This window comes from Burkholderia sp. DN3021 (genome assembly GCF_049805555.1).
Lineage (GTDB): Bacteria > Pseudomonadota > Gammaproteobacteria > Burkholderiales > Burkholderiaceae > Burkholderia > Burkholderia pyrrocinia_C.
In genome coordinates, this window is sequence record NZ_JBNCAB010000083.1 from 1 (window position 1) to 23,568 (window position 23,568).

Genomic DNA, 23,568 nt, shown 5'->3' on the forward strand with positions numbered 1-23,568 from the left:
CAAACCGTTCGTCTGGACCGCCTCAGCCGACTCCATCCTCGAAAAGCTGCATAGACTTTGTTCGCGAATCAGCGGAACGGGACACTAGCGGGAAGGTCTCGAGCCCGCGAGCTCGCCCGCAGCAAGATGGCTTGCGGGGTCTTGCGAAAGCCGCACGCCATCAGACCTGCAACCTATCCGGATACGTCGCGCCCCCGTCGCCGCGGAGTGCGACGATCCGCGCCGTCAGCAACCCGTCGAGCCGCTCGAGATCGGCTTCGATCGTGGGCAGCAATTCGCGCAGCGGCACATCGGTCTGCGTCGCTTGCCGCTCCGCGTACTCGCATGCGCCGACAGCCACGCGAGCGCCGATCAATCGAATGCCGCTGCGAATGCGATGCAGGGCCGCACAAAATCCTGCGCGGTCATCGTCGACGACCATGCGTCGCATCTTGACGAGCGTATCGCGATTGGTCGCGACAAGCGTATCGAGCAGATTCGCTTCGAGCTTCGCATCGCCCGCGGCGATGTGCTCGACGGCGGCAGAATCGATCCACGATTCGTCCGGCGTGTCCGCGCTGGGCGGCACGGACTTCAGCCCCGCCTGCGCGTCGGTTTTCCGCAAGCGTGGCCAATCCAACAGACGCTGCGCCAGTGCCGCGAGCCCGATCGGCTTCGTCACACAGAAGTCCATACCCGCATCGAGCCCGCGACGCAGTGATTCGTGCTGTGCGTTGGCCGTGCAGCCGATCAGGACGACGCTCCAGCCCGACGTGGCTTCGCGCGCTCGAATTTGATGGGCCAACTCGTAGCCCGTCATGCTCGCCATGAAAAAATCCGTGATCACGACGTCGAACGGCGTCGATGCCATGCAGTCGAGCGCCTCGATGCCGTCTTGCGCGGACATGACGGTGAAGCCCAAATACTCCAGCTGCCGGGACAGCACGAGCCGGTTCGCCGGGTGATCGTCGACGACCAAAGCCGAATACGACCGGAACTTCCCGCGCCAGACGTCGATCGGCTCCGAACGCACATCTCCGGCATTGACCAGCGCCGCCGATGATGCGCTCAGGCAGACCTCCACGGTCGTACCGCCCCCCGGGGTGCTCTTCAGCGTTAGCGTCCCGCCCATCAGTTCGACGAGCCTTCGACATATGGCCAACCCGAGACCACTGCCGCCGAACTTCGCGCCGATCGTGCGATCCGCCTGCACGAATGGTTGAAACAACCGTGCCTGCTCTCCGGCCGCGATTCCGATGCCCGTATCCTTGACCCGAAGATCGATGCGGACCTGGTCTTGCGCATCGGCCCGGAGCGTGACTTCGAGCGACACGCCTCCGGTTTGCGTGAACTTGACTGCATTCGATAGCAGATTGCTCAGGATTTGCCGCAGGCGAATCGGATCGATCGTCGCACCGAGGCGCTGCGGGTTGTCGACGTTCACGGAGAATAACAGGTGGCGCTGGCGCGCCAGTCCCTCGAAGACGTTTGCGATGCTACGAACGAGCGCTTCGCAATCGATGGGCTCGGGCGCCAGTTCTAGCTTGCCGGACTCAACCTTCGACAGGTCGAGGATGTCCTCGATCAACGACAGCAGCGCATGTGCGGAATCATAGGCGGCATCGATCGATGCCGCTTGCGAATCGATCGCGCCTGGCGACTGCTTCAGCAACTCGAGTACACCGAGCACCGCATTCATCGGCGTGCGTATCTCGTGGCTCATCGTCGCGAGAAAGGTCGACTTGGCTCTGCTCGCGTCCTCCGCAACCTCGATCGCCGCCGCGAGATCCCCTTCGGCGCGCTTGCGCAGGCAAATCTCCTCGCGCAGCCGATAGTTCCATACAAGAAACAGCACGACCGCCAGCAGCGTACCGAGCACGATCGTCAGGATCTGCAGTCGCTGCCGATCCCATGAGGTTCGAACCTGCCGGGAAAACTGCCACCTGTCCCGCAGGCCGTGCATGCGCGAAGCCGAAATCGCGGCAAGCCCGCTGTTGAGGATATTCGCCAGCATCGCGTTCTCGGGGCGGACGGCAAACGCGATCTGAGTCGCATTCCCTGTCGCGCCGACGATGGCCAGGTGGTCGTCGAATTGCGTGATGTAGTTGGCAGTGGTGGCGTTCGTGATCCACGCGTCGGCCACCCGCGTCGTCAGCAGATCAGCGGCCGACCAGACACTGTCGGCGGTCAGGATCGTCGCGCCGGCCCTGTCCAGCGCGGCACGATCTGCCGGCGCGCCCGGCCCAACGACCACTCTTTTTCCACGAAGCGCCTCGATTCCATTAAAGCTGTGCTCCGTGCGCGCAACGATCGTCTCGGGCGTATCCGAATAACGGGACGTGAATATCCAGTTCGCGGGCGTCGGATCGGATGGCGAGGCCGCGACGATCAAATCGGCGGCGCTACCGCGCACGGTGTCGACGTCCGCCTCGGTGGGCTCGAATCTCAACCCCGTTTGCTGCCCGACCGCGTTGAGCAGGTCGACGCCCAGCCCCATCGCCGTGCCGTCCTCGTTCGCCATGATGAACGGCGAAAAATTCTGCTGCGCAGCGTACTTGATGACGGGGTGACGCGCGATCCATTCGCGCTCGGCTTGGCTGAGCGACACATCGTTGCCAAACGTGTAGTGCGTGCCGAATCCTTCCCACAGCGCCAGTATCGCATCCCTGTCGCCGTCATGAACCCGCGTCAGGGCCGCTTCCACCATCTGCATCAGGGGTTGATTCTGCGCGGCCACGGCGAAGCGAAAATCCTCGGCAGCGAAACGGGCGACGTCGGTTACGCTAACGTTCAGCACCTGGTGCCACTCGATCAGATCATTGAGCGACGCGGAATTCCCCACGCCTGCTTCCGCTTGCCCGAACGCAACGGCGTACAGCACCGCCGACAGCGATGGCAACGCCAGGAGGCGCATGTCGGGATAGGACTTCTGCAGCTTCGATCGGGCTACCGTGCTCTGCACATAGGCGAGAACATGGCCGTCGTTCGACGGCCGGATGGAGAATCCGGGATCGTCGATCCGGGTGGCAATGACAGCCTTGTTGCCGAAATATGGCTTGCTGTACATGATGTCCGCGCGACCGCCGGCACGTTGCGCCCCCGTCGCGATATCGATCGCTCCCGCCGTCAGCGCGTCCATCAAGGCGGCCCTGTCCCGGAAAGCGGTGACGTCGAACCGCACCTTCAACGCCGTCGCCAGGATGCCGAGATACTCCGCCGAAATTCCCTCGTAATTGCCCGCCGCGTCGACGATATCCAGCGGCACCACCTCATCTCGCAATACGCCGACCCGGACGACTCCGTCGTGCGCCGTCACCCATGCTTGCTGGGACGCAGACAACTTCACCTTCGACACGTCCCCCGTCCAGCGCGTGACGAGGCGTAGCGACGTGGCCTGCGCCGCAGAGATCGCCTGACACATGGTCAGCATGACAACCCACACGACAACACGCATGCAAACGTTAGAACGACTCATGAAAATCCATCAGATGAGGTGATGAGCCTTTGCGAACGCGGCGAGGTCGACGATGTTCGTGAAGCCGAGCTTCGTCAGGATATTGCCCTTGTGCGTGCTGATGGTCTTGTTGCTGAGTGAAAGCGAATCGCCGATTTCCTTGTTGCTCAGCCCTTTGGCAAGGTAGCGCAGCACCGTCAGCTCACGCTCGGACAGCGTGGCGAACGCCGCGTCGGCACTGCCTCCCGGCGCCGCGGCATTGACATCCACCGGAAAGCAATGGAATCCGGCGAGCACGGCATCTGCCGCGCTGAGCACATGCGTCACATCGCCACTCTTGTTGACGTACCCGTTCGCGCCGGCCGTGCGGCAGCGCAACGCGAAGTGTTCCGCCGAATAGCCGGAGAACACCAGGATCTTGACGGCCGCATCGTTGATGCGAACCCGCTGAATCAGATCGATGCCGTCCATGCCGTCGAGATCGATATCGACGATCAGCAGGTCCGGCTTCAACTCGCGGCAAAGCCTCAAACCTTCGCCGCCGTCGCGCGCGGTACCGACCACTTTCAGGTTGACGTTCCGCTCCAGGATGCTGGTCAGGGCAAGCTGGACAGTCGGATGGTCGTCTACGATGAAGACTCTCATGGAAATCATCCTTTAGATGGCGGGCTTATTGTGGGACCGGCGCCGCCTCCGGGTTGCACGTCCCGGATTTTACCTACTCTTCATGCGACGTTGGCGCTATCACGTCCGGAACGGAGGGGTATCTCAGAAAATCCCTACCCATCTCGCTGATGCTCGCGCGGACGCCTCTCTCGCGTATTCGCCAGACGATCGGTATTCCTGCCAATGCAGCGCCATGCACGGTCGCACGTCGGGCGGAAAATGAAATTTATTTAATCGTTCGCTTACGTATTCATGCTTCGCCGCCGATATGCTCGAAGGCGTATCCGTTTTCGACAGCACTGCAGCACATCATCGGCGGGCGGCCTGACTTGCCGGTTCTCGGCCACGAATGCCATTCAGCACGTCGAACCGCAAACATGCCTCGATCGCCTGCCGCCGGGCGAGTATGCAGCCGCCAACGGTTGTGCCTGTTTTACCAGGAATACTCGACAGGAAAATTCGAATGACCGACTCCCTTCAGAATCTCATGAACTTGAGAACCTTCCCGAGGCTGGTCGCAGACAAGTATATTTTTTTATTTGAAGACTTTTGCCGCAAGCGGACTTCGAAACGGCTATCGCGCGAAAATTTCCACACCCTGGTCAATGGAAGCAATGAAATGACGGTTGCGTAGAGCGAAAGCGGACCGGATTTTTCTTTCCTTACATTTGGGCCGGAACCAGCAACGTGGAAGTCGGGCCGATCAACGACATCGCCGAAGGGACGATCGTGGTCACCGGCGGTTTGAATGGCCGAGCGATGCTGTCGCACGTGATCTTGACCTCGCTCATGAGGCACTCCAGCTCGTCGAGCATGTGATTGACGAGATGAGCAAACATGTGCAGTTCATCGCAGCCCCCCGACGGGCAACCGCTGCCCGAGATCGCCCTGCGCAATGCGCGTCGTCGCACGCCTGATACGCTTCAAGCAGCTGCACAGGCTCAGTCTCATCAGATAGTCTCCGGCCATGCCCGCGAACAGACACAGCAATCCGCCGATGACAAGCGATTAGACGACTGCCTCCCGAAACCGCGGCCCCCGTTACTATCTTCACGCCCCGATAATCGGGGCTTTGGCCAGCCAGGCCCGGCATGATTCCCGCCCCCAGTCGCAGTCATGATCCGGGAGTGCTGTCACCGGGCCTGGTGGGGGGGCTGGTGATCGCGAAATAGCTCTAACAAAATGCATGCCGAGGGCTGTTAACCCGCTGCGCGTTTTGTTAACCGCTTCGTTGTTTCTCTGACGAGAAGGTCATGCTAAACCGATACTCGATAACGAACTGTGGTAACTGATCCAACCGCTGCTGCCTCCACCGAAGCCACGCCGTACGCGCTACCCGGGCCGTAAGCCGCTCGACGATCGCGCCGTGCTGACCGGCATCCTGTTCGTGCTGCAATCCGGTATTCCTCGGGAAATGCTTCCACAGGAAATGGGCTGCGGCTCGGGCATGAGCTGCTGGCGCAGACTGCACGGCTGGCAACAGGCGGGCGTTTGGGACCGGCTGCACGAAGTATTGCTGGCGAAACTTCGTGCAGCCGATCGTATCGACTGGTCGCGCGTGGTCGTCGATTCGTCCTCCATTCGTGCAGTGGGATCAGGTCAAAAACAGGATCCAATCCCACCGATCCGGCGCGACCCGGTTCAAAGCACCTTCTCATTACCGAAGCGCAGGGCATCCCGCTCGCGCTGATCCTCACGGGCGCCAATCGTAACGACGTCACCCAATTGCTGCCGCTGATCAAGGCCGTCCCGCACATTCGGGGCAAGCGGGGGCGGCCTCTGTCAAAGCCCGTCATCGTGCAGGCCGATCGCGGCTACGACCACGACAAATATCGCAAGCCCCTGCACGCTGTCGGTATTGCTACGCAGATCGCACGCCGCGGAGAGCCCCACGGCAGCGGCCTCGGCAAGACCCGGTGGGTCGTCGAGCGCACCTTCGCGTGGCCGCACAACTTCAGACGCCTGCGCATTCGGTTCGAGCGCCTTGCCTCAATACACGAGGCGCTCATGAAAATCGCCGCCTGTATCATTTGCTGGCGCCACCTGCAAAAATCATTCTGTTAGCGTTTCTTAGTTTCGCGCAATCCCAGGCCGGCAACTCCCGTCCGGTATCCATGCGGCCAATGTCCGGCGCGTGCGCAGCCGATATACGAATTTTCCGGGCCCGCTTCGCCGTTTCCATATGACATGCCTGATTCCGGAAATCATATACTCGATCACATACAGATTCGACATTACATCGATGTCGATAACCATCCTATTGGTAATAGCAATGTCATCCCAGCATTTTTCATGATCTTGGCTGGTGAATTAATTTTGAGTATTTTCTTGGCGACTTCGATCATTGACGATTCGCTGATCGTCGGTGAGCGAAATAGCGTTCCTGCATGATTGCATCTGGATGCACTGCCGTTGGTGATGTAAAGCGGGTTGGGCCCGCGTGAAGCTTACCTGAAGTGACGACTGGAACTTCTGTTTCCGGACAAAGAATGAGGTCCTCGCACGCGTCTTTCATCAGGGGCCGGGCTATTGGCCCAACATGACCGGTTGTAGTGCCGCAGTCCTCTACCTTCTCACACGACGTCGGCAAGGCAGCACGTAGCAACAAAAACCACGTCGGGCGCTTGCGTCCTTGTAGTCATCACAGGCCGCAGCCATGCGAGGGCCAGTGTCAACTCTCGTCGGGTACCAATGCGGCGACGGCAGCCCCTGTCACGCATTGTGCGAAACCCGAGTTTGAGCAGGCGATCGTGCTGTCGTGATAATCCAGGTATTCAAAGCAACTGTTGCCGTTCGTCGGCCCGACCTGCCGTCATGAGGAACGGCGATCGGGCGGCACGCCGAGCAGGTGCAACGCACTCTTCATGATCTCGGCACAAGCCGGGCCGGCGACGCGCGCGCCGTAGTAGCTTCCTCGCGACGGCTCGTCGATCATCACTGCAACGATCAGGCGGGGATCACTCATAGGCGCCATTCCAACGAATACGGCGCGATATTTTCCTCGTGCATAGCCGTGCCCACTCTGCTTGCGCGCCGTACCGGTCTTTCCGCCCGTTCGATAATCGGGAAGACTGATAACACGAGCCGTTCCTTCTCTCCCGTCCACTTCGAGCATCTCTCGCATCTGCTGGGCCACGCGAGGCGACACCACCGGTTCGCCGACCGAAGGCGTATTCACGCGCGTCAACGACAACGGGATGCGACGTCCGTTGTTGGCAAATACCGTGTAGGCATCCGCCAACTGCACAAGCGACACCGACAGGCCGTAGCCATAGGCCATCGTCAATTTCTCGATCGGCCGCCACCGACTGGCGGGATACAACGAGCCGCTCGCCACGGCAGGCAACGCCTTCAATGGCGGCTCACCCACGCCAAAACTGTGGAACATGCCCCACATGTCCCGTGAAGACAGTTTCATCGCGATCTTCGCCATGCCGATGTTGCTCGACTTGGTGATGATCTGCGTGACGTTCAGATCGCCAAAGTCATCGGTATCGTGAATGACGCTGCCATAGACGTTGAAACGGCCGGGCGACGTGTCGAAGCGCGTGAGCGGCGTGACGATCCCCTTGGTCAGCGCAAGGGCGACCGTGATGGGCTTGACGGTCGAACCGGGCTCGAAGACATCCGCAACGGCACGATTCTTGAACCGCAAATCGTACGTCCGCATCGGCACATTTGGATCGAAAGTCGGCAGATTGACGAGCGCAAGGATCTCCCCGGTCCTGGCGTCGATGACGACCGCAGAACCTGCGTCGGCGGCGAACTGATCGATCGTGTGCTCGACCGCGAGCCGCGCCGCATGCTGAATGCGACGATCGATTGACAGCGTGAGGTCTGCGCCTGCCCCGCCCACCGCATCGATACCCACCATGTCGACCGGGCGCCCCAACCGGTCCTCGATCAATCTCCGCTTCGATGCGGCGCCGGAAAGCAACGCATCGTCTGCGAGTTCGACGCCCTCCGAACCATGACCATCGGCGCCGATCCAGCCAACGAGTTGCGCGAAATCACTGCCGCCCGGGTAATAGCGCCGATCATTTCCGATCAGATACACGCCTGGAACGTCCAGCCGCGAAACGCCTGACGCAACCTCGGGGTCAACACCCCTCTTCAGAAGGACGAATTTGCGATCCGTATCGGCCCTTGACGCCAGTTCACCCGCTTGCAGCCCGAGCATGAATGCGAGTCTCGCCATATCCGAATTGCCTGCACCGCGAAACTCGGCCGGTACGACCCAGACATCCGCGGCAGGCTTGCCGATCGCGAGCGGTTCCCCGTTGCGATCGAGGATTCGGCCGCGCGCGGGCTTGACCTCGAACACATGTTCGTAGCGTTTCTGCCCCTCGCGGATATAAAAATCCGGATGAATGCCCTGAACCCACAGTGATCGCGCCGCGAGCGCCAGAAATCCAGCCGCGAACAACGCGCTTACGCATCGTGAGCGCCATCTTGGTAGACAATCTAGAACGACACGATGATGATTGAACGAATTCGTGGGTTTTTTCATACCTTGGCATAGGCAATACACGGACAATAGTTCATTCGTTATGCAAACGACACCCGATCAAGGGTGACGAGCATTGCAGACATGAGATCGTATCTGGCTAGCAATGAAATGTACGATAGTCGACACTCGCTGCATCGATGGAAATCGGCCAAGCGCACTGGGAAATTTCCCAAATTGGCGGGACATACGGCACACACCCGCCGTCGAGCCGGTACGGCCTGGGAAATTTCCTGTTTTATCCGGTCTTGCGTTGAAATCCAGGGTTACGTGCTACGCTTTCAGCCATTGTGCATCGGCAAGTACAGCACCGATTCCATGTTGATGGCCGCATAATTCGCACTACGAATACATTTGTTGAAGCCGACCTTCAAGAACGGTTTCGTCGACTTCTTGCCCGCCTTGAAAACACAGGTGCGGCCGTGACGCGCCAAGTCGGGCACGCCGCCCTCTCCATGGATGTTTCAATCACCGCAACGCTTCATGAATAAACGAATTCTTTGTCTCCTGATACCGCTTATCGCTCTGCAAGGATGTTCGATGATCAATTCGCTGGAAAACTTCTCCCAGGAGAGGGATCAGCGGCGATGCGAGCGATTTGGCTTTGTGCGCGGCACCGACGCCTTTGCGAACTGCATGCTTCAGCAACAAGCATTGAGCGAGGATCGCTACGAACGCCAGCAACTCATCGACGCCATCCAACGGAAATAGCGCGTCGACGACGCACGCCGGACCGACGTGGCCGACGCCGTCCCCAGCGCGCATCGGTGATTTCGGGCATCCGGTCTGATGTAGTTGGCCGTGCCGGCGTGAAAATGTCGATTTCGACCGTACCATCTTCCAATGCCCTGGATTCGTGCGGGACATTCGCGGGAAATACGATGACTTGCCCGGCGGATACCATAAAGTGCTGGCCCCTGCGAAAACACTTTCACGGGTCCCGCTGTGATCCACGTGATCTGTTCATTCAGGTGGTGATGGAGCGGTATGACCACGTTCTTGGCAAAGACCCACTTGGCAATCGTGCTGTTCGCGTTATGGATGGTCTGCCGCGTGATGCCTGCCCCGAGACGTTCCCGCGGCACCGTTTCGAAATCTGAAGATCGCGAAGCGTATGCTGGAACAAAGAAACCGCGGGCTGTTCGCCCCGCCTCTGGGCATCGGTCATAGCGGGGGCCGCCGCCGAGGCCTGACTGGCGATCAAGATCGACGACAACATCAAGCAAATTACAGCACGCTTCATGATTCGACATCCTTATTGTTGACACTAAGCGCCAAACGGCCCGGTGGGTCTCATCTTCCGCAATCCGAGCACGTTGAAAAACCGGCGCAAGTCGAAAGCACATTATTTCCTGGAGAGTAAATGATCCGATCTGACGATCTCGCACTGTTCGTACGTGTCGCTGCCCTCGGCAGCTTTACACGCGCCGGACGCGAGGTGGCATTATTGCCCGGGCAGGTCAGCAGCGCCATCCAGCGCCTCGAGCGCGCACTGGACGTCCGGCTGTTCGCTCGTTCAACGCGCAGCCTTCGCCTGACGCTCGAAGGTGAACATTATTTGCCTTACGCGCGGGAAATCACCGCCACGTTGGATGAAGGCCGTGAGCGCCTGAATGCGGACAGGAACGAATTACACGGCGTATTGCAGATCGCCGCGCCGTCCGATCTGGGATCGCAACATCCTGCTGCCCTGGGTCACCGAATTCCAGCAAACGCACCCGAAGCTATCGGTCCGTCTGCTGCTGTCGGATGGCGTGACGGATATCTTCCAGGATCCGGTCGATATTGCCGTCCGCTACGGTCAGGTCGAAGACGCCAGTTACATCTCCATGCCGCTCGCACCCGACAATCGTCGCGTGCTGGTCGCATCGCCCTCCTATCTGGACAGGCATGGTCGACCGGAAACGATCGACGACCTGCCGCATCACAAGTGTCTCCGTTCTCTGCTGAGCGGACACCCCAATGACCGTTGGTCGTTTCCGGACGGCACCGGCTGGCGGAGGGTAAAAGTCGATGGAAACTGCGTCTGCGACGATGCAGATATCGTACGCCGCTGGGCCATTGCGGGCCAAGGAATCGCGTACAAATCATGGATCGACGTTTGCGCAGACATCAGCGGCGGCCGCCTGGAGGTGGTGTTGCCGGACCAACCGGGCGAGCCCGCCCCGCTCAATTTCATCTGTCCGCATCGCAAGCAGTTCGTGCCGGCGGTGCGATTGCTGCACACCCTCCTTCAGGAAAAGTGTGCGGGCATTTTGAGCGCCAGGCCGCCCGCGAAGACGTCCTGACGGCAACGCGCACCAGGCAGCTGCCCTTGACGGGGGCGGAGCTCAGCCCGGTGTCATTTGCGAGGCAAGATATGAGCCGGACGACGTCGCGTTGGCCGCCACGGTCGTAGGATCGATCCCGACCAGTTTTCCTGCGCGCTTCTTGAAGGCACCGTCGACGATCACGGTATCGACGTCGGCGGCCGTGGCCGTCGAGACGACAGCGCCGATCGGATCATTCAGTGGCGCGAACGCAAGTCGATCCGTGCGCAACAGAATGAGATCGGCGCGCTTGCCGGCCTTCAGGCTCCCGATTTTGCCGTCGAGCCCGATGGCGCGAGCGCCGTCGATGGTTGCGAAGCGAAGCACGTCCGCGGCGGTAACTGGCACATACTTCTTGTCGCGCTCCCAGTATGCATGCATGCGTGCAACCTGGTGAGCGGCGCGCATCTGCGTGAACATGTCGCCGCCGGTGGTGGTCACCACGTCGCTGCCCAAGCCCGGCCGGATGCCGGCGGCCAGCGAGCTATTGATCGCCGGAATGCCGAAGTCCATGACCATCTCGACGGCGGGCGTGGAGATGCAATGGCCTCCGCTGTCTCGGATACGGCGGCGATCCTCGTCGCTCAGCGTGACGCAGTGAACATAATGTGCGCCTTCGAAGAGCAGCCCGGCGGCATCCATGCGGCGTATCGCCTGATACTTCGTGCCGCCCGGACCGGTGCCGACGTGCACGGACACCGGCAAATCGAGTTCTTGCGCCAACGCCCAGTCGCTACGTGTCACATCGAAGGTCGACATGTGCTCGGGTCCGCGCAAAGCGAGCCCCATGGTGAGCACGCCGTCGTCGCCGGCGAAATAGGTGTTGCGAACACGCGCGACGTCTTCGCGCCGCAAGGCCTTGCGGCTCTCGTAAGACCATTCCTGCGAGAGGTTGGGAAACCCATAGCCGAATATGGTGCGAATGCCGCTTTCGCGATGCGCACGCACGGCTTCGTCAGCATGCGCAGGGCTATTCATGATATGTGCCCAGTCGTAGACGGTCGTCACCCCCGCATCGAGCGCTTCCGCATCGTTCGACAACGTACCGGCGTAGACATCCTCCGGGCGATAACGCGGGGCGAGATGCGCGAGGATGTGGCCAAAATAGCCGCCGAGATCGGTGTCGACGGCAATGTTGCGAATCGCCCCCTGCCAGCAATGACGATGTGCATCGACGAAACCGGGCAGCACGATCATGTTCCGGGCGTCGACGACTTCTGCGCTTTCGACGGCAATATGCTCGCCGACTTCCACGATCGAGCCACGATCGATGAGAACGTCTGCGTTCCGGAGTATGCCCTCACGCTCGAGCGTCACGACAATCCCGCCCTTGATGAGCAGGGGCCGGTTTTCTTGCGCAGATGCCGCCGGGGTTGCCATTGCTGTTGTAGATCCCATTGTGGTTCCTCTCCTGTTCATGGTCACGAGTTCCTTCCGCAGTCAAACCTTGTCGGACAGGAACGCGAGAACGGCCTCGTTGAATGCTTGCGCCGAGTCCAGGTTGGACAAATGCGCGGCGTGCGGCAGTTCGATACATCGCCCGTGTCGGCTATGCGCCGAGAAAGCGCAGGGGTCGACATCGTATCCAGTGCGGCGGCGACGAACACGGTGTCGCCGTCGATATGACTCAGTCGCGCCTCGGCATCGAAACCGACGATGCCTTCGGCCACATGCGCCAACGACTCGCCGATCGCCATCGTGGCCAACCCGTGCGGCAACTGGTACATCCGTATCCCTTCAACCGATCGCCAGAACGCGTCACTCGCGTTGATCGGCCAGGTCTTTTCAAAGCGCTGCGTCGGCCCGTCCGGCTCGCGAAACGTCTCTTTCCAGGATTGCACCATCGCGCGAACACCATCTCCCCTGAATGCCGGAAAGCCGTTCGCGATCACCAGGCGTCCGCCCCGCTCCGGCGCTTCGAGCGCCAGCTGCATGGCGACGAGCCCGCCCAGCGACAAGCCCACCACGTCGGCGCTGCCGATCGCAAGCTCGTCGAGCAGCGTGCGTACGTCGTCGGCCAAATCCGCGACGCTTATCGGAGCCCGTAGTGGTGCAGGTGCGCCATGCCCGGCGTGGTCCGGGACGGTTACCTGATAGCCCGCGGCAACAAACGGCCCCAATTGCGCCACCCACGCGCGCCCGGAATTAGTGATTCCGTGAAGCAGCACGAGCGGGTGTCCCGTGCCGAAAACCGAAAAACAACTGCGTCGTTCGCTTGATGTGAAACAAACCATGCGAATCCTCTTTGTGACGATGAAACCGAACCACGAGATCGCGCAACAGGCGACGAACTAGCGCTTTTCAGGGACGACGGCAGTCACCTCCACCTCGACCATCATTCCTGGCCAAGCCAATCGATTGACGTTGAGCATCGTGTGAGGCGGCAGGGCCGCTCCACCGAGCGCTTCTTTCTGGCAAGCCATATACTGATTGAAGTAGCGCATGTCAGTCACGTAAGCAACCGTGCGGACGATACTGTTCATGTCGGCGCCCTGGTCAGCCAGGATCTTCCTGATCTTCCCGTAGGCCATCGCACACTGCGCGCTGAAATCGCCGAGATGGTCGATGCGGCCGGATTCGGGGTTTTCGGACGCCATCCCTGCCACGTATATGGTTTTATGGGAGCCTTGGACAACGGCGGCGTCCGCAAACAGATCCTTGCTCCATCCACCGTAGACGTTTTCCTTCTTAAACGGTACGGGATCGTCGACGGGCACGGCCTGAGCAGCCGACGATTGCGTAAGACAACAAAGCGGAAACGACAAAGCAGCCAGCAAATTCGACATTCTCATCATGGACTCCTTAGCAAATGGAAAATTGATGAAACCTTTCATTCCCGTCCGTTACGCCCGGATCAACACGCATCTCGTTGAGCGCCAGCGTGGCAACGATCAGCACCAAGCCCCAGCCTTGTCGGGGCCCGAACGACTCGCCACGCACGGCCACACCCAACGCCACGCCAACCATGGGAACGATGAAATTGGACAGCGACGTGAATACGGAGCCGCTGCGCTGAATCAGGGAGGCATACATCAGGTACGCAACACCGGATCCCAGCACGCCCAGTAGAATCAGAGGAAGGACGCCGTCCAGGCCCCAGTGCAATGCCCAAGGCTTTTCCAGTACGAGCGCTGCGATCCCCAGCGGCACCGATGCGATCCACAGCATGTCTCTCGTCGAGCGGATCGACTCGCCATGCGGGTTTCTTTCCAGCAGATTGAGGCTGATCGCGATGCTCGCCGCACCGAGAAAGATCGCGGCTTCGTAGGCGAGGTTGTGTTCGCCGAGACCGCTGCCGCGGGGATTGACGAGGACGAGGATGCTGAGAAACCCCGCGAGCACACTCAATCCCGGATAGAGCGTGAAGCGGTTGTTCCGGCTCGTGAATACCGAGAGCACCAGCGTAATGACGGGCACGCCGCCCACCATGACCGCGGTGACGCTGCTCGACACATGTTGCTGCCCCGAGACGATCAGGAAGAGCGGTAAAACCGCTTCGAATAACGCGATCAGCCCGAGCAACGCGTACACCGACAACGTCCGTTTGCTGCGACGGCTCGCCCCTTCCGGAACGAAGCACGTCACGACGCTCAACGTGAGCGCACCCAGCAATACACGAACGACCTCAATGGTGACCGGCGGGTAGTCTTCCACCGCCTCGCCGCAAATGAGGCCGATACAGAGCAGCAACCAATAGCTGCTCAATGACGTGGGGTTCTGCATGAGGCATTCTTTTTTCTTGAAAATCATGCGTGGTGAGGGGCCTGAGTGGCGAGCTCACCTATAATGCAAGAAGCTACTTTGGATAATATTGAGCGAAGATGACTTTTGCAAGCATTTACTTTGATAATGTTCCGCGATCGTCCGACCAGCTTCTGATGAGGCTGAAGACGCATGCGTCATGCAGCACCGCGAATCTGGCGCAGGCCTTGGGCACGACGACCGAAGCCGTGCGACAGCAGATCGCAAAATTGGTTGAGCAGGGTCTCGTCGAAGGCGTGGTCTCTCGCGCCGGCGTCGGGCGTCCGAAGCAACTCTGGCAGTTGACGGCGGCCGGTCATGCGCGCTTTCCCGATACCCATGCGCAATTGGCCGTGCAGCTCATCAAGTCGATTGGCGAAGTGTTCGGTCAGGACGGTGTCGCGAGGATGATCGAGCACCGTAGTGTGCAGCAATTGGCCGGCTACCGGGCGCAACTGGCATCGGCACACTTGTTGGCCGAGCGGGTCGAGCGCCTGGCGGAGATCCGCACCGCGGAAGGCTATATGGCACACGTGGAGCGCGATGGCGCCGATTTCCTACTGATCGAAGACCATTGCCCGATTTGCGCGGCGGCCACCGCATGCCAAGGATTCTGCGCGTCGGAACTCGAGCAATTCCAGGCGCTCATGGAAGGATTGGCGCACGTTTCGCGCGAAGAGCATGTCCTGCGGGAGGGGCGGCGCTGCGCGTACCGCTTGCGCAGCGTCGAGTGATTCTGCCTCGAATCCACGTACAGCAAGAAGTTTGATAACGTTTTGAGTCGGGTAGCGACGACGCATTGCTGCGCCGCCGCCCCCTGAGAACCGTACGTGCGAGTTTCCCCGCATACGGCTCAAGCCTCTAGAAGGCCAGTGGTTGAACTAACCCGGTGGCACAACGTACCGACCGGCGTGTGTACCTGCGTCATGACAGCACGCGTGCTAACTGCGGCCGTTCCCCTTGCGGCGTGCGCCGGAGACCCGACTTCGGATCGCGGCGCGCTGCGCGAAGTTGGTGTACCACTCACGATCGTAGGGATTGGCGTCCGACTGGACTTTCGGATGCCGTTCGATGGTCACGCTTGCCGCCGTCCGAAGCGTCCGGAGCAGGGGGTGGCCGCTATTGTCCACTTCGTCGGTGGCGACGGCGAATACCCATCGTCGCAGGCCGATTTGGTGGAAGTAGCGTCGTCGTACCCAGTCCGGGCGTTTCTTGGGGTGGCGTCGCTTGGCCCATTGCCATATTGCGTACCAGATGTGGCTGTCCACGTACGAGAAGGTTTCCTGAGCAACGACGTGGCGGTGGTACATGGCCCAGCCGGTTATCACAGGATTAAGGGCGTCGATCAGCCGATGCTGCGGCGCTGACCATAGGTCCGCCGGCCGGGATGGGCGCCGACGTATTCTTCCCAGAGCAGCTGCAGCGTGACGCCCTTGCGGCGCAACTCGGCGTGGATCCACGCACAGTCCGAATCGACGCGATCGCCAACAACCATCGTGCGGCCGGCGCCGCGCTTGATGAGCAGCCGCTCGAGGTCCGACTCGGACAGCGGCTCGACCGCTGCCCAATCCAGGCCTGCCGATGCAGCGAGCGGCAAATACTGGGTGATGGTGCCGAGCCCGACGCCCAAGGCCCCGCTGACCTGCCGATGAGACAGATTACAAGTCCATTTCAGGCGAAGCACTTCTTTTATTCTGCGCATGGTCGTCCGGTGGGCCGGCATGGTCCGTCTCCAAAAAGAGACCACCATAACGCCGGCGGATTGAGCCATTCGCAGCACCGCCAACCGAAACGCTGTCCGCCGTTTCGGGTCGCCGAACAGTCATTTCGGCAGGATGAACACGCGTTTCGGTCGGTGAACACCCATTTCGGGAAGATGAACAGCCGTTTCGGCAAGTCGAACACGCATTTCGGAAACCGCCTGAACTGTTCAGCTTCGACCGAAACGGCTGTTCACCTTCCTCCGGAAACCCTGTTCAACTTCAACCGAAATCGCTGTTCGGCTTCGCCGAAATACGCAATTCGTCGTCCGGTCAGCGATTTGGAGGCCAAGGACAGTCGTCTGCGCAAGGAGTTTGCCAGCGCGAAGCTCGACATCGAAATCCTCCGAAAGGCAACGGCGTACTTCGCGAAGGGGGCGCGGTGAAGTACGCGTGGATCGATGCAGACAAACGTGGCTGCACGATGTGCCGCCAACGCCAGTCGATCTGGCCAACGGCTCGCACTTCAACTTCAACCTCTCCAGCCTCGCCATCAGCGCGGCGCTCAATCACCAGGGTGTGCTCGTCGGTCGCACGGCATTGATTGCGAGGAGCTTAGAACAGGCCGCCTCGTCGATGTGTTCGGGCGTCTGGTCCCTGCCCCCGCATACTACATCGTGTTGCAACAGAAGCGAAGCGCCCCCCACGTCTGCGCCTTCGTCGATTGGCTCATCGGGGCGTATGCACGTTTCAATCAGGAACGGCGTCTGCAATTCGAAAGGACGTTCTGATTTCCGCGTTTTCCCGTTCTGTCTGGGAATTTTCCCAGATAACTCGCTCCGTACGCTTTCTATAATTGCATCGACAACGAGAAAAATCCACCGGAAGCGCGCTTGCGAGTCTATGAGCTCGTGGTGTCGGCCACCTTTCTCCGGTTCGCAGTCACTTTTATCGCCACACCAATGTCCGCGTCATCCATGTATAAACTTCGTGATATCCATTTTCATAGAGCGAAATATCTCTTCGATAACGACTATCCCAATCTGCCGCTCGTACACGGCGTAATCGAGGGCGTGCTTCCCGGCGATGTGTACGCCGACAGCGAATACCTCCCCACCCGATGCCTCGTCGTGACGAACGCCGCATACGCATTCTCGATCGGTCTCAGGCAACCGGACGACATCCGTCATGCGCTCGACATCTTGGGCGGCCGCGAAGAAATCAAGCTGGTGATTCCGAAATTGTCCGTCGACGATGCTGCGCGGTATGGACTCGCGCCGGTTGCGCGTCGGCAATATCGGTACATCGGCGCATGCCCACAAGATGTTGAAAACACGTCGGGCTATCAGGTTCTCCCGGTAGAAAGCACGTTGCTCTTCAGGCAATGCCAGTGGTCGGGATTCATGGCTTCGATATTTGGCAGCGAAGCGAATTTCATGGAACGCGCCAGCGCATTGGTCCTTTTCGATCAGGATTCCAATTCAATCGTCAGTGAAGCCTTTGCAATTCGCTCACGAGGATTTGCCGAAATAGCGGCGGTGACGAACCCGATCTATCAAGGTCGAGGCTTGTCGACGCTGCTCTGCGGCCAGCTAGTCCAATGGATGATGGATCGCGACTTGCAGCCGATCTGGAGCTGCGACGAAACGAACGCGGCATCCTGGCGTGTCGCAGAAAAACTTGGAATGGACCTCAGCGTCTCTTACACATTCTTCAGGCATGCTTTGCATTTCACCAACGCGCAATGATCCCCCCGGCTTGATCCGCCTGCCGCCGACAAGGCAGTGTGATCTTCTGCCGTTACCATTCTTTAACCTCGATGATGCAACATAGAACGACCATCAAGGCGTCGAATCTTTTCATCGCCTCGACACTGCTAGGCAATGTCGTTGCCTGTTCGCCCGGTGCGCAAGCGCAAGACACGACATTCGTGCCACTCGTGGAGAGTATGGCCGCGCGCCTGCAAACCGCCTATCCGGTCGCCCTGTCCAAAATCGACAGCGGCAAACCCGTCTACGACAAGGCGCGAGAGGCGCAAGTGATTGCCAATGTAAAGCTGGTGGCGCCGACGTCTCAGATTGCGTCCGAAGATGCCGCGGCCGTGTTCAACGACCAGATCGAAGCCAGCAAGGTTGCCCAATACGCGCTGCTGAATGACTGGCGACGCGCGGGCCAGGCTCCGTCGGCGCCGCGTCGGCCGCTGGAAGACATCCGCACGGAACTGGATCGCCTGCAAGGAGATATCTTGCGCGAACTGTATCTCGCTGAGCCACTGCGCAGGTTGCCGGACTGCAAAATCCGGGTTGCGAAGAGCGTCGAGCATGTCTCCAAGGACGGGAATTTCAATTTCGACGTCGAGCAACGCGTTACACTCGATCGCGCTGTGGCGAGCGTATGCCTGCCGTCGCCATGAATTGAACAGAATCTCTCCTTGTTGAAGCAGGGCAAGGTCAAGGGGGGCGCCTCGCAACATTGGATGCGGTTTGCCAGCATCTCAATTGCCAGCCGGGCGATCTTCTAGAGCACCACCGCGAAACAGCAGTCAGTCCGGAGTAAACCGACATTCTCAATTCGGACGGAGCGTGAGCTCATTGAATACTCCTTTACTGGCCTGCCCCACGCGACGCAACCGTCGTGTGGCGATCCTTGCGTTTACGATCACATGGGTGCTTCATGCGCTAGGGTTGCTTGCGTTGCAAGACTCTCTGCGGCCCCAACCAGATTATCCTCAGCCAGAACGCCGTACGCTTACCGTGACGCTGATACCGTCGGAAACGCGGCGGTCAGGCTCCGAACAGTCGAACAACACTATCATTATTTCCCGGGCCACCAGGCAATCACGTTTGCGTACGGCGACGATTCCTGGTCCCGCTCAACAACTGCGGGATCGTGAAACGATCTCGGTGTCCCGCAAAAATGTGAGTAAGCTGGTAGCCCTTGCTGTTGGCAATGCTGGAGTGGGCAAATCTCTGGGCGAGAGTATTGACTGGCAGAATGACCTCCTGAGCATCGACACCCACCGATCAGCGCGTTATGGCAACACGCCCCAGCATGCCTCGCGGGAATCTAACAACCACACACAAGAAACAACCGCGCTGCTCAATCGCGAGATATCAAAGGCCACTCGCAGCGACTGCCGAAACAGATATTTCCAGATGGGACTTCTGGCGATCCCGATGCTCGCAGTCGACGCGATGAACAGGTCCGGGTGCCAGTGGTGAATGCCACACATCCCGCAATCTCGGAGTGTGTCTCGCCAAGACTAAAGGCTCTCAAGGGGGCGGCACTCTCTGTAGTTTAAATTTGCTTATTTTCCGTTTTCTAAAGCCTCGCCGACTTCTTCGACCTTCGTACCCAGCTCCGCTTGCTTCAGTGCAAATGCGATCTGCTGTTCCGTAAACTTGCTCGTCTTCATGGCATGGCCTTCATGTCAGGTTGGAAACATCATGCCGAATTTCTCTACTTTTGAGCCGGACTATTTTTCGGGTCAGAGTCAATGGGGAGCAGCTCGGAAGGCGCTGTCTAGATCACGGGGACGTGCGCGAGCTTCTCGTGCCGTCACCGTAACGGCCCCGAACGTGTCAGCCGGGGTGCCTGATACGATTTCGCCTGCCCGGCGGCTCGCCGTAAAGACGGCGATACATCGCGATGAACGCGCTGTCGCTTGCATACCCGACGGCGTGCGCAACCTCGGTAATCGAAGCGCCCTCCGCCAATCGAGTCTGCGCAACGAGCAAGCGACACCGCGTGCGCCATTGCATATAGGTCAACCCTGTTTCGCGTACGAACAGTCGTGCGAGCGTTCGAGCGCTCGCACCGACCCGGTCGGCCCATTCGTCGAGCGTGCGCGGTTCCGACGGATCGTCGACAAGCGCATTCGCTATCGTACCGAGGCGCCGATCACGCGGCATCGGCAAATACAACGGCGAGGCAGGCGCCGCCTCGAGTTCGTCGAGCAGGACGGTCGCCAGCCGTGTCCGGGCATCGGTCAGCGCGCCATCGGCCGGCCACTCCGTGACGCGCACGACAAGCTCGCGCAACAACGGGCTCACCTCGACGATGACGGCCGTCTGCGGCAGATCTCGGTATGCATGCACATCGAAATAGAGGCTGCGATACGCGAAGCGGCCTTGCATGATCGCGCGATGCTGTAGCCCTGCGGGCAACCAAATCGCCTGCAGCGGTGCGAGGTGTCCGATCCGGTCTGCCGTTTGCAGCGTCACCGCGCCTTCGGTCAGATACAGCAGCTGCGTTCGACGATGGGCGTGCCATTCGGAATCGTGTTCCCTGGATTCGTACGCGATGCCGACGATGGGGCACGACGCGGCGTCGGGGTCGATCACACGGTTCGGTTCATGATGTGCCATGTCTGGTTTGCGATGTTTTATGTCAGGACAGCGCGATTGTCTTCGCTCATGCATCAGTATGCTACCTCACGTCAATTCGGAGGAAACCATGACGCATCAACAGATCTTGACTCCGAACGAAACGAGGCTGCCGCCAATCTGCCTTTTGCTGGCACTGGTGGCACTGCCGCAGATTGCCGAAACGGTGCTTGCCCCAAGCCTGCCGAACATTGCCCATGTCTTTAGCCTGAGCGCTGCCCAAACTCAATGGGCAATGAGTATTTTCTTTCTGGGCTTCGCCGTCGGCGTTTTCGTTTGGGGCCGCGTGTCCGACGCCGTCGGACGACGTCCGGCAATACTGGGCGGACTCGCAATCGGGCTGGTCGGCACACTCGTCGCGGCTCGCGCGTCCAGTTTCGAACTCGTTCTCGTGGGCCGCTTCATCCAGGCGGCGGGCCTCGCGACATGTTCGGTTACCACGCAGACAATACTGCGGGATTGCCTGGACGGCGCAGCGCTGTCTCGCTGTTTCGTGACCATCGGCATGGTGCTCGCGTGGTCGCCTGCAGTGGGCCCGCTGGTTGGGCAGAAGTGGTCGGATTGGCATGGCTACCAGGCCGTTCTCTGGCTCATCACTGTCGCCATCGCCATGCTGTGTCTGGCAGCGACGCGCTATCTGCGCGAAACACGCGGCGCTCGCACGCAAGCGATATCCACACACAAACTCGCCTGGCGAATGCTGACGGATTCGCGGTTGATGCGTTCGGCGCTGCTGGTCGCGGGCTTGAACGCGCTGGTGTTTTCGTTTTACGCGGCCGGCCCCTTCCTAGTGGGCGATTTGCCGATCCTCGGCTTCGGCTGGATCGGCCTTGCAGTAGCACTCGCTGGCAGTCTCGGCGCAGCGCTGAACCGCCGCCTCGATCGGGGAATCGGCCATGACCGCCGAGTCCGCCTGGGGCTCGCGAGCGTGCTTGCCGGCGTGCTCATGCAGATCGTGCTGGTGCTGACGACGGGGCGGGCCGGACTGCTGTGGGCGCTCGCTGCGCTACCGATCTTCATCGGCTTCGGCCTCGCGATACCCAACATCCTGGCGCCTGCGCTGCGCAGCTATGCCAATTGTCTGGGACGGGCAGGGGCGTTGTTTGGTGTTGCCTATTATGCGCTGCTCGGCGCCATGCTTTCGGTGACTTCGGCGGTACCGCTTGACAGTCCGCTGGCACTCACTGGATTTTGGCTCGTTGTTGCCGTCGTGCTGTTTGCGGCTCACGACGAGGCCGGTACGGAAGCCGATCGTCCCGACGCCTCCAGCGAGTTCGAAAGCAGCCGCTGACGTGATGGGACCGAGGACGCCCCATCAAGGCGTCGGCATCGATTCATGTGTGCGATTCACCGACGCAAGCCGACCGGCGGTCTTCAGGTCACGGCAGTAGACTTTAATCCTGCACTCGATTCCACGTACAGCAAGAAGTTTGATGACTTTTTGACTGTATGGAGGAAAGCATGACAGAGAAGGTAGTACCGAGACGGCAATACTTCCCAAAGGGCACGGATCTGTCCCGGTGGAGCGCTCGAGAGATTCAGGCCGTTGCTAATACGTTGAACACCAGGCCCCGGAAAACGCTTGGCTGGAAGACGCCTGCTGAAGCTCTGGACGAGTACCTGAAATCTATTCAAAAATGCAGTGTTGCGACGACCGGTTGAATCCGCCTTTACGAAGAATCCATGGTCTGGGTGAGTGATGCCACGGGACGTTGGAAATCTAGCGGATTTTCGCCGAGCCGGTACGGCGGCGGAGCATGAGCGTCGACCGGGCGCCCCTTTTTGCAACAAGGCCGTCAGTTTGCACGACATCCGCTGCATGTAGTTCAAGATCGCCGTGTTTGCGACGAGGTGATTGTACTTGGTAGTCTCGCGTGTCTCGTGCACGACGCTCTCAGCAATTACACCTGTGCTGCCAAACATCGACCTTGCCTAAAGATAGCCTATTGATTCGCATTTGAGTTAATCGTATTGTTGTGCTGCGATCTAAAGATAAATATCCTCTTCGGTGCGCGGCGAGATTTGTATTTCAATAGATTGTTAGTGTAAGTTATGAAAGGCTAATATTCCGAAAAAATTGGCAGTGTGCTTTTCACTGAAAGCTCACCCAATATCGGTGGCCAAGAAAGGCAATTGCTGCTCCAAATGCAATCGCTTCTCGCGTCGGGGATTGATGTTGCACTTTCCTTCCGCCCGTAATCTCGGATTGAACCTCTTGCGGCAGCGATGAGTATCCCAACTAGAACACTCCCATTCCGAAATAGTGTGGATCCACACACCATTATTGGCTTGTGCAAATTAATTGCCACGATGCGACCCGCCGCATGCATCTGTAATAGCAGTCATGATGCAAACAATCTTGCAATTGCGGCTCGTATATTTGGACGACATCGACCACTCTTGGCTAGATCAAAAGCGTATGTGGCCGGGAAGATATCAGCGCATAGCTATAATCATCTCGTTGACTTTTCATTCACCCCTAGCAAGTATCTTAAAGATAAAATCTTATCCAATAAACGAATCAATCCTGAGCGTGTCGAGGTGATTTATACCGGCGTGGATTTCGGCAAACTTGATGTGGAATGTACCCTCGAGCTTCCTTCCGATATTACTCAGTGGACCGTCGAACGCATTCTGGTTGTCCACGACGCGCAGCTTGCCGCAATTCCGTGGCATCGCTACCTGGACGCTTGGCAACGGCTGCAACATTACATCGTGGGCGGCAAGCGCTCGCCGATTGCAACCGTAGTGGGCACCTGACCGCAACGATCGAAGGGCGGGTACCAACAATTTGATAGAAGTGGCGAGATAAGCCTTTTATCACGAC

General features: G+C 59.4%; 20 protein-coding genes and 5 pseudogenes. 13 read left to right on the forward strand and 12 right to left on the reverse strand.

Going from position 1 to position 23,568, the window contains the following annotated elements:
* Nucleotides 1-160: 160 nt before the first annotated feature.
* Both ACPUER_RS29315 and ACPUER_RS29320 read right to left on the reverse strand, forming a co-directional pair.
* Nucleotides 161-3,409 (reverse strand): ATP-binding protein, encoded by a 3,249-nt coding sequence (locus ACPUER_RS29315; protein ID WP_425132786.1) that lies wholly within the window; start codon nucleotides 3,407-3,409, stop codon nucleotides 161-163.
* 54 nt (nucleotides 3,410-3,463) lie between these two features.
* Complete coding sequence (locus ACPUER_RS29320) at nucleotides 3,464-4,078, reverse strand: response regulator (protein WP_425132787.1); 615 nt, start codon at nucleotides 4,076-4,078, stop codon at nucleotides 3,464-3,466.
* A 484-nt stretch (nucleotides 4,079-4,562) separates the two neighbouring features.
* Between ACPUER_RS29320 and ACPUER_RS29325 the strand changes: the two genes are divergently transcribed.
* Nucleotides 4,563-4,733: a hypothetical protein gene (locus ACPUER_RS29325; protein ID WP_425132788.1), complete on the forward strand. Its 171-nt coding sequence runs from the start codon at nucleotides 4,563-4,565 to the stop codon at nucleotides 4,731-4,733.
* Nucleotides 4,734-4,761: 28 nt separating this feature from the next.
* Here ACPUER_RS29325 and ACPUER_RS29330 read toward each other — a convergent pair whose 3' ends face one another.
* Nucleotides 4,762-4,938 (reverse strand): hypothetical protein, encoded by a 177-nt coding sequence (locus ACPUER_RS29330; protein WP_425132789.1) that lies wholly within the window; start codon nucleotides 4,936-4,938, stop codon nucleotides 4,762-4,764.
* A 449-nt stretch (nucleotides 4,939-5,387) separates the two neighbouring features.
* Between ACPUER_RS29330 and ACPUER_RS29335 the strand changes: the two genes are divergently transcribed.
* A protein-coding gene (locus ACPUER_RS29335; RefSeq protein WP_425132813.1) for an IS5 family transposase occupies nucleotides 5,388-6,163 on the forward strand; the annotation gives its coding sequence in 2 pieces (ribosomal slippage) (nucleotides 5,388-5,703 and nucleotides 5,703-6,163; 777 coding nt in all).
* Between the two features lie 748 nt (nucleotides 6,164-6,911).
* Here ACPUER_RS29335 and ACPUER_RS29340 read toward each other — a convergent pair.
* Together ACPUER_RS29340 and ACPUER_RS29345 are read right to left on the reverse strand one after the other, a co-directional pair.
* Nucleotides 6,912-8,525 (reverse strand): peptidoglycan D,D-transpeptidase FtsI family protein, encoded by a 1,614-nt coding sequence (locus tag ACPUER_RS29340; protein ID WP_425132790.1) that lies wholly within the window; start codon nucleotides 8,523-8,525, stop codon nucleotides 6,912-6,914.
* A 362-nt stretch (nucleotides 8,526-8,887) separates the two neighbouring features.
* Complete coding sequence (locus tag ACPUER_RS29345; protein WP_425132791.1) at nucleotides 8,888-9,049, reverse strand: hypothetical protein; 162 nt, start codon at nucleotides 9,047-9,049, stop codon at nucleotides 8,888-8,890.
* A gap of 97 nt (nucleotides 9,050-9,146) precedes the next feature.
* Between ACPUER_RS29345 and ACPUER_RS29350 the strand changes: the two genes are divergently transcribed.
* Nucleotides 9,147-9,317: a hypothetical protein gene (locus tag ACPUER_RS29350; RefSeq protein ID WP_425132792.1), complete on the forward strand. Its 171-nt coding sequence runs from the start codon at nucleotides 9,147-9,149 to the stop codon at nucleotides 9,315-9,317.
* Between the two features lie 652 nt (nucleotides 9,318-9,969).
* Nucleotides 9,970-10,894 (forward strand): annotated as a pseudogene (locus tag ACPUER_RS29355) (LysR family transcriptional regulator).
* A 42-nt stretch (nucleotides 10,895-10,936) separates the two neighbouring features.
* Here the strand turns inward: ACPUER_RS29355 and ACPUER_RS29360 are convergent.
* The 4 genes from ACPUER_RS29360 to ACPUER_RS29375 are packed head-to-tail and all read right to left on the reverse strand — an operon-like array spanning nucleotide 10,937 to nucleotide 14,665.
* Nucleotides 10,937-12,295 (reverse strand): amidohydrolase family protein, encoded by a 1,359-nt coding sequence (locus ACPUER_RS29360; RefSeq protein WP_425132793.1) that lies wholly within the window; start codon nucleotides 12,293-12,295, stop codon nucleotides 10,937-10,939.
* A 41-nt stretch (nucleotides 12,296-12,336) separates the two neighbouring features.
* The gene (locus ACPUER_RS29365) at nucleotides 12,337-13,149 is read right to left on the reverse strand and encodes an alpha/beta fold hydrolase (RefSeq protein ID WP_425132794.1); all 813 of its coding nucleotides are present in this window, start codon (nucleotides 13,147-13,149) and stop codon (nucleotides 12,337-12,339) included.
* A gap of 57 nt (nucleotides 13,150-13,206) precedes the next feature.
* Nucleotides 13,207-13,749, reverse strand: a complete 543-nt coding sequence (locus tag ACPUER_RS29370; RefSeq protein ID WP_425132795.1) for a RidA family protein — start codon at nucleotides 13,747-13,749, stop codon at nucleotides 13,207-13,209.
* Complete coding sequence (locus ACPUER_RS29375; protein ID WP_425132796.1) at nucleotides 13,718-14,665, reverse strand: DMT family transporter; 948 nt, start codon at nucleotides 14,663-14,665, stop codon at nucleotides 13,718-13,720. Before ACPUER_RS29375 ends, ACPUER_RS29370 begins: the two co-directional genes overlap by 32 nt.
* 71 nt (nucleotides 14,666-14,736) lie before the next feature.
* Between ACPUER_RS29375 and ACPUER_RS29380 the strand changes: the two genes are divergently transcribed.
* A complete protein-coding gene (locus ACPUER_RS29380) occupies nucleotides 14,737-15,390 on the forward strand; it encodes a helix-turn-helix transcriptional regulator (protein WP_425132797.1) in 654 nt (217 codons plus the stop codon).
* Nucleotides 15,391-15,597: 207 nt separating this feature from the next.
* Here the strand turns inward: ACPUER_RS29380 and ACPUER_RS29385 are convergent, their stop codons facing one another.
* Together ACPUER_RS29385 and ACPUER_RS29390 are read right to left on the reverse strand one after the other, a co-directional pair.
* Nucleotides 15,598-15,966 (reverse strand): group II intron maturase-specific domain-containing protein, encoded by a 369-nt coding sequence (locus tag ACPUER_RS29385; RefSeq protein WP_425132798.1) that lies wholly within the window; start codon nucleotides 15,964-15,966, stop codon nucleotides 15,598-15,600.
* A gap of 59 nt (nucleotides 15,967-16,025) precedes the next feature.
* Nucleotides 16,026-16,379, reverse strand: a pseudogene (locus ACPUER_RS29390) (IS21 family transposase); the annotation flags it as partial.
* A 300-nt stretch (nucleotides 16,380-16,679) separates the two neighbouring features.
* On the opposite strand from ACPUER_RS29390, the pseudogene ACPUER_RS29395 reads away from it, so the two are divergent.
* The 5 genes and pseudogenes from ACPUER_RS29395 to ACPUER_RS29415 form a co-directional block, all read left to right on the forward strand.
* Nucleotides 16,680-16,828: pseudogene (locus tag ACPUER_RS29395) on the forward strand (IS3 family transposase); the annotation flags it as partial.
* 421 nt (nucleotides 16,829-17,249) lie between these two features.
* Nucleotides 17,250-18,104: a GNAT family N-acetyltransferase gene (locus ACPUER_RS29400; protein ID WP_425132799.1), complete on the forward strand. Its 855-nt coding sequence runs from the start codon at nucleotides 17,250-17,252 to the stop codon at nucleotides 18,102-18,104.
* A 38-nt stretch (nucleotides 18,105-18,142) separates the two neighbouring features.
* The gene (locus tag ACPUER_RS29405) at nucleotides 18,143-18,769 is read left to right on the forward strand and encodes a chorismate mutase (RefSeq protein ID WP_425132800.1); all 627 of its coding nucleotides are present in this window, start codon (nucleotides 18,143-18,145) and stop codon (nucleotides 18,767-18,769) included.
* A pseudogene (locus ACPUER_RS29410) lies at nucleotides 18,770-18,912 on the forward strand (helix-turn-helix domain-containing protein).
* A 26-nt stretch (nucleotides 18,913-18,938) separates the two neighbouring features.
* Entirely contained in the window at nucleotides 18,939-19,577 is a 639-nt protein-coding gene (locus ACPUER_RS29415; RefSeq protein ID WP_425132801.1) for a hypothetical protein, read from the forward strand.
* A 360-nt stretch (nucleotides 19,578-19,937) separates the two neighbouring features.
* Here ACPUER_RS29415 and ACPUER_RS29420 read toward each other — a convergent pair whose 3' ends face one another.
* Nucleotides 19,938-20,723 (reverse strand): AraC family transcriptional regulator, encoded by a 786-nt coding sequence (locus ACPUER_RS29420; RefSeq protein WP_175004049.1) that lies wholly within the window; start codon nucleotides 20,721-20,723, stop codon nucleotides 19,938-19,940.
* Between the two features lie 88 nt (nucleotides 20,724-20,811).
* Between ACPUER_RS29420 and ACPUER_RS29425 the strand changes: the two genes are divergently transcribed.
* From ACPUER_RS29425 to ACPUER_RS29435, 3 genes and pseudogenes are all read left to right on the forward strand, one after another.
* Nucleotides 20,812-22,032, forward strand: coding sequence for a multidrug effflux MFS transporter (locus ACPUER_RS29425; protein WP_425132802.1), 1,221 nt, complete (start codon nucleotides 20,812-20,814; stop codon nucleotides 22,030-22,032).
* A gap of 194 nt (nucleotides 22,033-22,226) precedes the next feature.
* Nucleotides 22,227-22,403: pseudogene (locus ACPUER_RS29430) on the forward strand (IS30 family transposase); the annotation flags it as partial.
* A 603-nt stretch (nucleotides 22,404-23,006) separates the two neighbouring features.
* Nucleotides 23,007-23,501 (forward strand): hypothetical protein, encoded by a 495-nt coding sequence (locus ACPUER_RS29435; protein WP_425132803.1) that lies wholly within the window; start codon nucleotides 23,007-23,009, stop codon nucleotides 23,499-23,501.
* Nucleotides 23,502-23,568: the final 67 nt, after the last annotated feature.

Excerpts from the sequence above, each read along its gene's own strand:
- ACPUER_RS29315 (WP_425132786.1), bottom strand. The coding sequence starts at position 3,409 with ATGCTGACCATGTGTCAGGCGATCTCTGCGGCGCAGGCCACGTCGCTA.
- ACPUER_RS29320 (WP_425132787.1), bottom strand. The coding sequence starts at position 4,078 with ATGAGAGTCTTCATCGTAGACGACCATCCGACTGTCCAGCTTGCCCTG.
- ACPUER_RS29325 (WP_425132788.1), top strand. The coding sequence starts at position 4,563 with ATGACCGACTCCCTTCAGAATCTCATGAACTTGAGAACCTTCCCGAGG.
- ACPUER_RS29330 (WP_425132789.1), bottom strand. The coding sequence starts at position 4,938 with ATGTTTGCTCATCTCGTCAATCACATGCTCGACGAGCTGGAGTGCCTC.
- ACPUER_RS29350 (WP_425132792.1), top strand. The coding sequence starts at position 9,147 with ATGATCAATTCGCTGGAAAACTTCTCCCAGGAGAGGGATCAGCGGCGA.
- ACPUER_RS29360 (WP_425132793.1), bottom strand. The coding sequence starts at position 12,295 with ATGGCAACCCCGGCGGCATCTGCGCAAGAAAACCGGCCCCTGCTCATC.
- ACPUER_RS29365 (WP_425132794.1), bottom strand. The coding sequence starts at position 13,149 with ATGGTTTGTTTCACATCAAGCGAACGACGCAGTTGTTTTTCGGTTTTC.
- ACPUER_RS29370 (WP_425132795.1), bottom strand. The coding sequence starts at position 13,749 with ATGAAAGGTTTCATCAATTTTCCATTTGCTAAGGAGTCCATGATGAGA.
- ACPUER_RS29375 (WP_425132796.1), bottom strand. The coding sequence starts at position 14,665 with ATGATTTTCAAGAAAAAAGAATGCCTCATGCAGAACCCCACGTCATTG.
- ACPUER_RS29380 (WP_425132797.1), top strand. The coding sequence starts at position 14,737 with ATGACTTTTGCAAGCATTTACTTTGATAATGTTCCGCGATCGTCCGAC.
- ACPUER_RS29385 (WP_425132798.1), bottom strand. The coding sequence starts at position 15,966 with ATGTACCACCGCCACGTCGTTGCTCAGGAAACCTTCTCGTACGTGGAC.
- ACPUER_RS29420 (WP_175004049.1), bottom strand. The coding sequence starts at position 20,723 with ATGGCACATCATGAACCGAACCGTGTGATCGACCCCGACGCCGCGTCG.
- ACPUER_RS29425 (WP_425132802.1), top strand. The coding sequence starts at position 20,812 with ATGACGCATCAACAGATCTTGACTCCGAACGAAACGAGGCTGCCGCCA.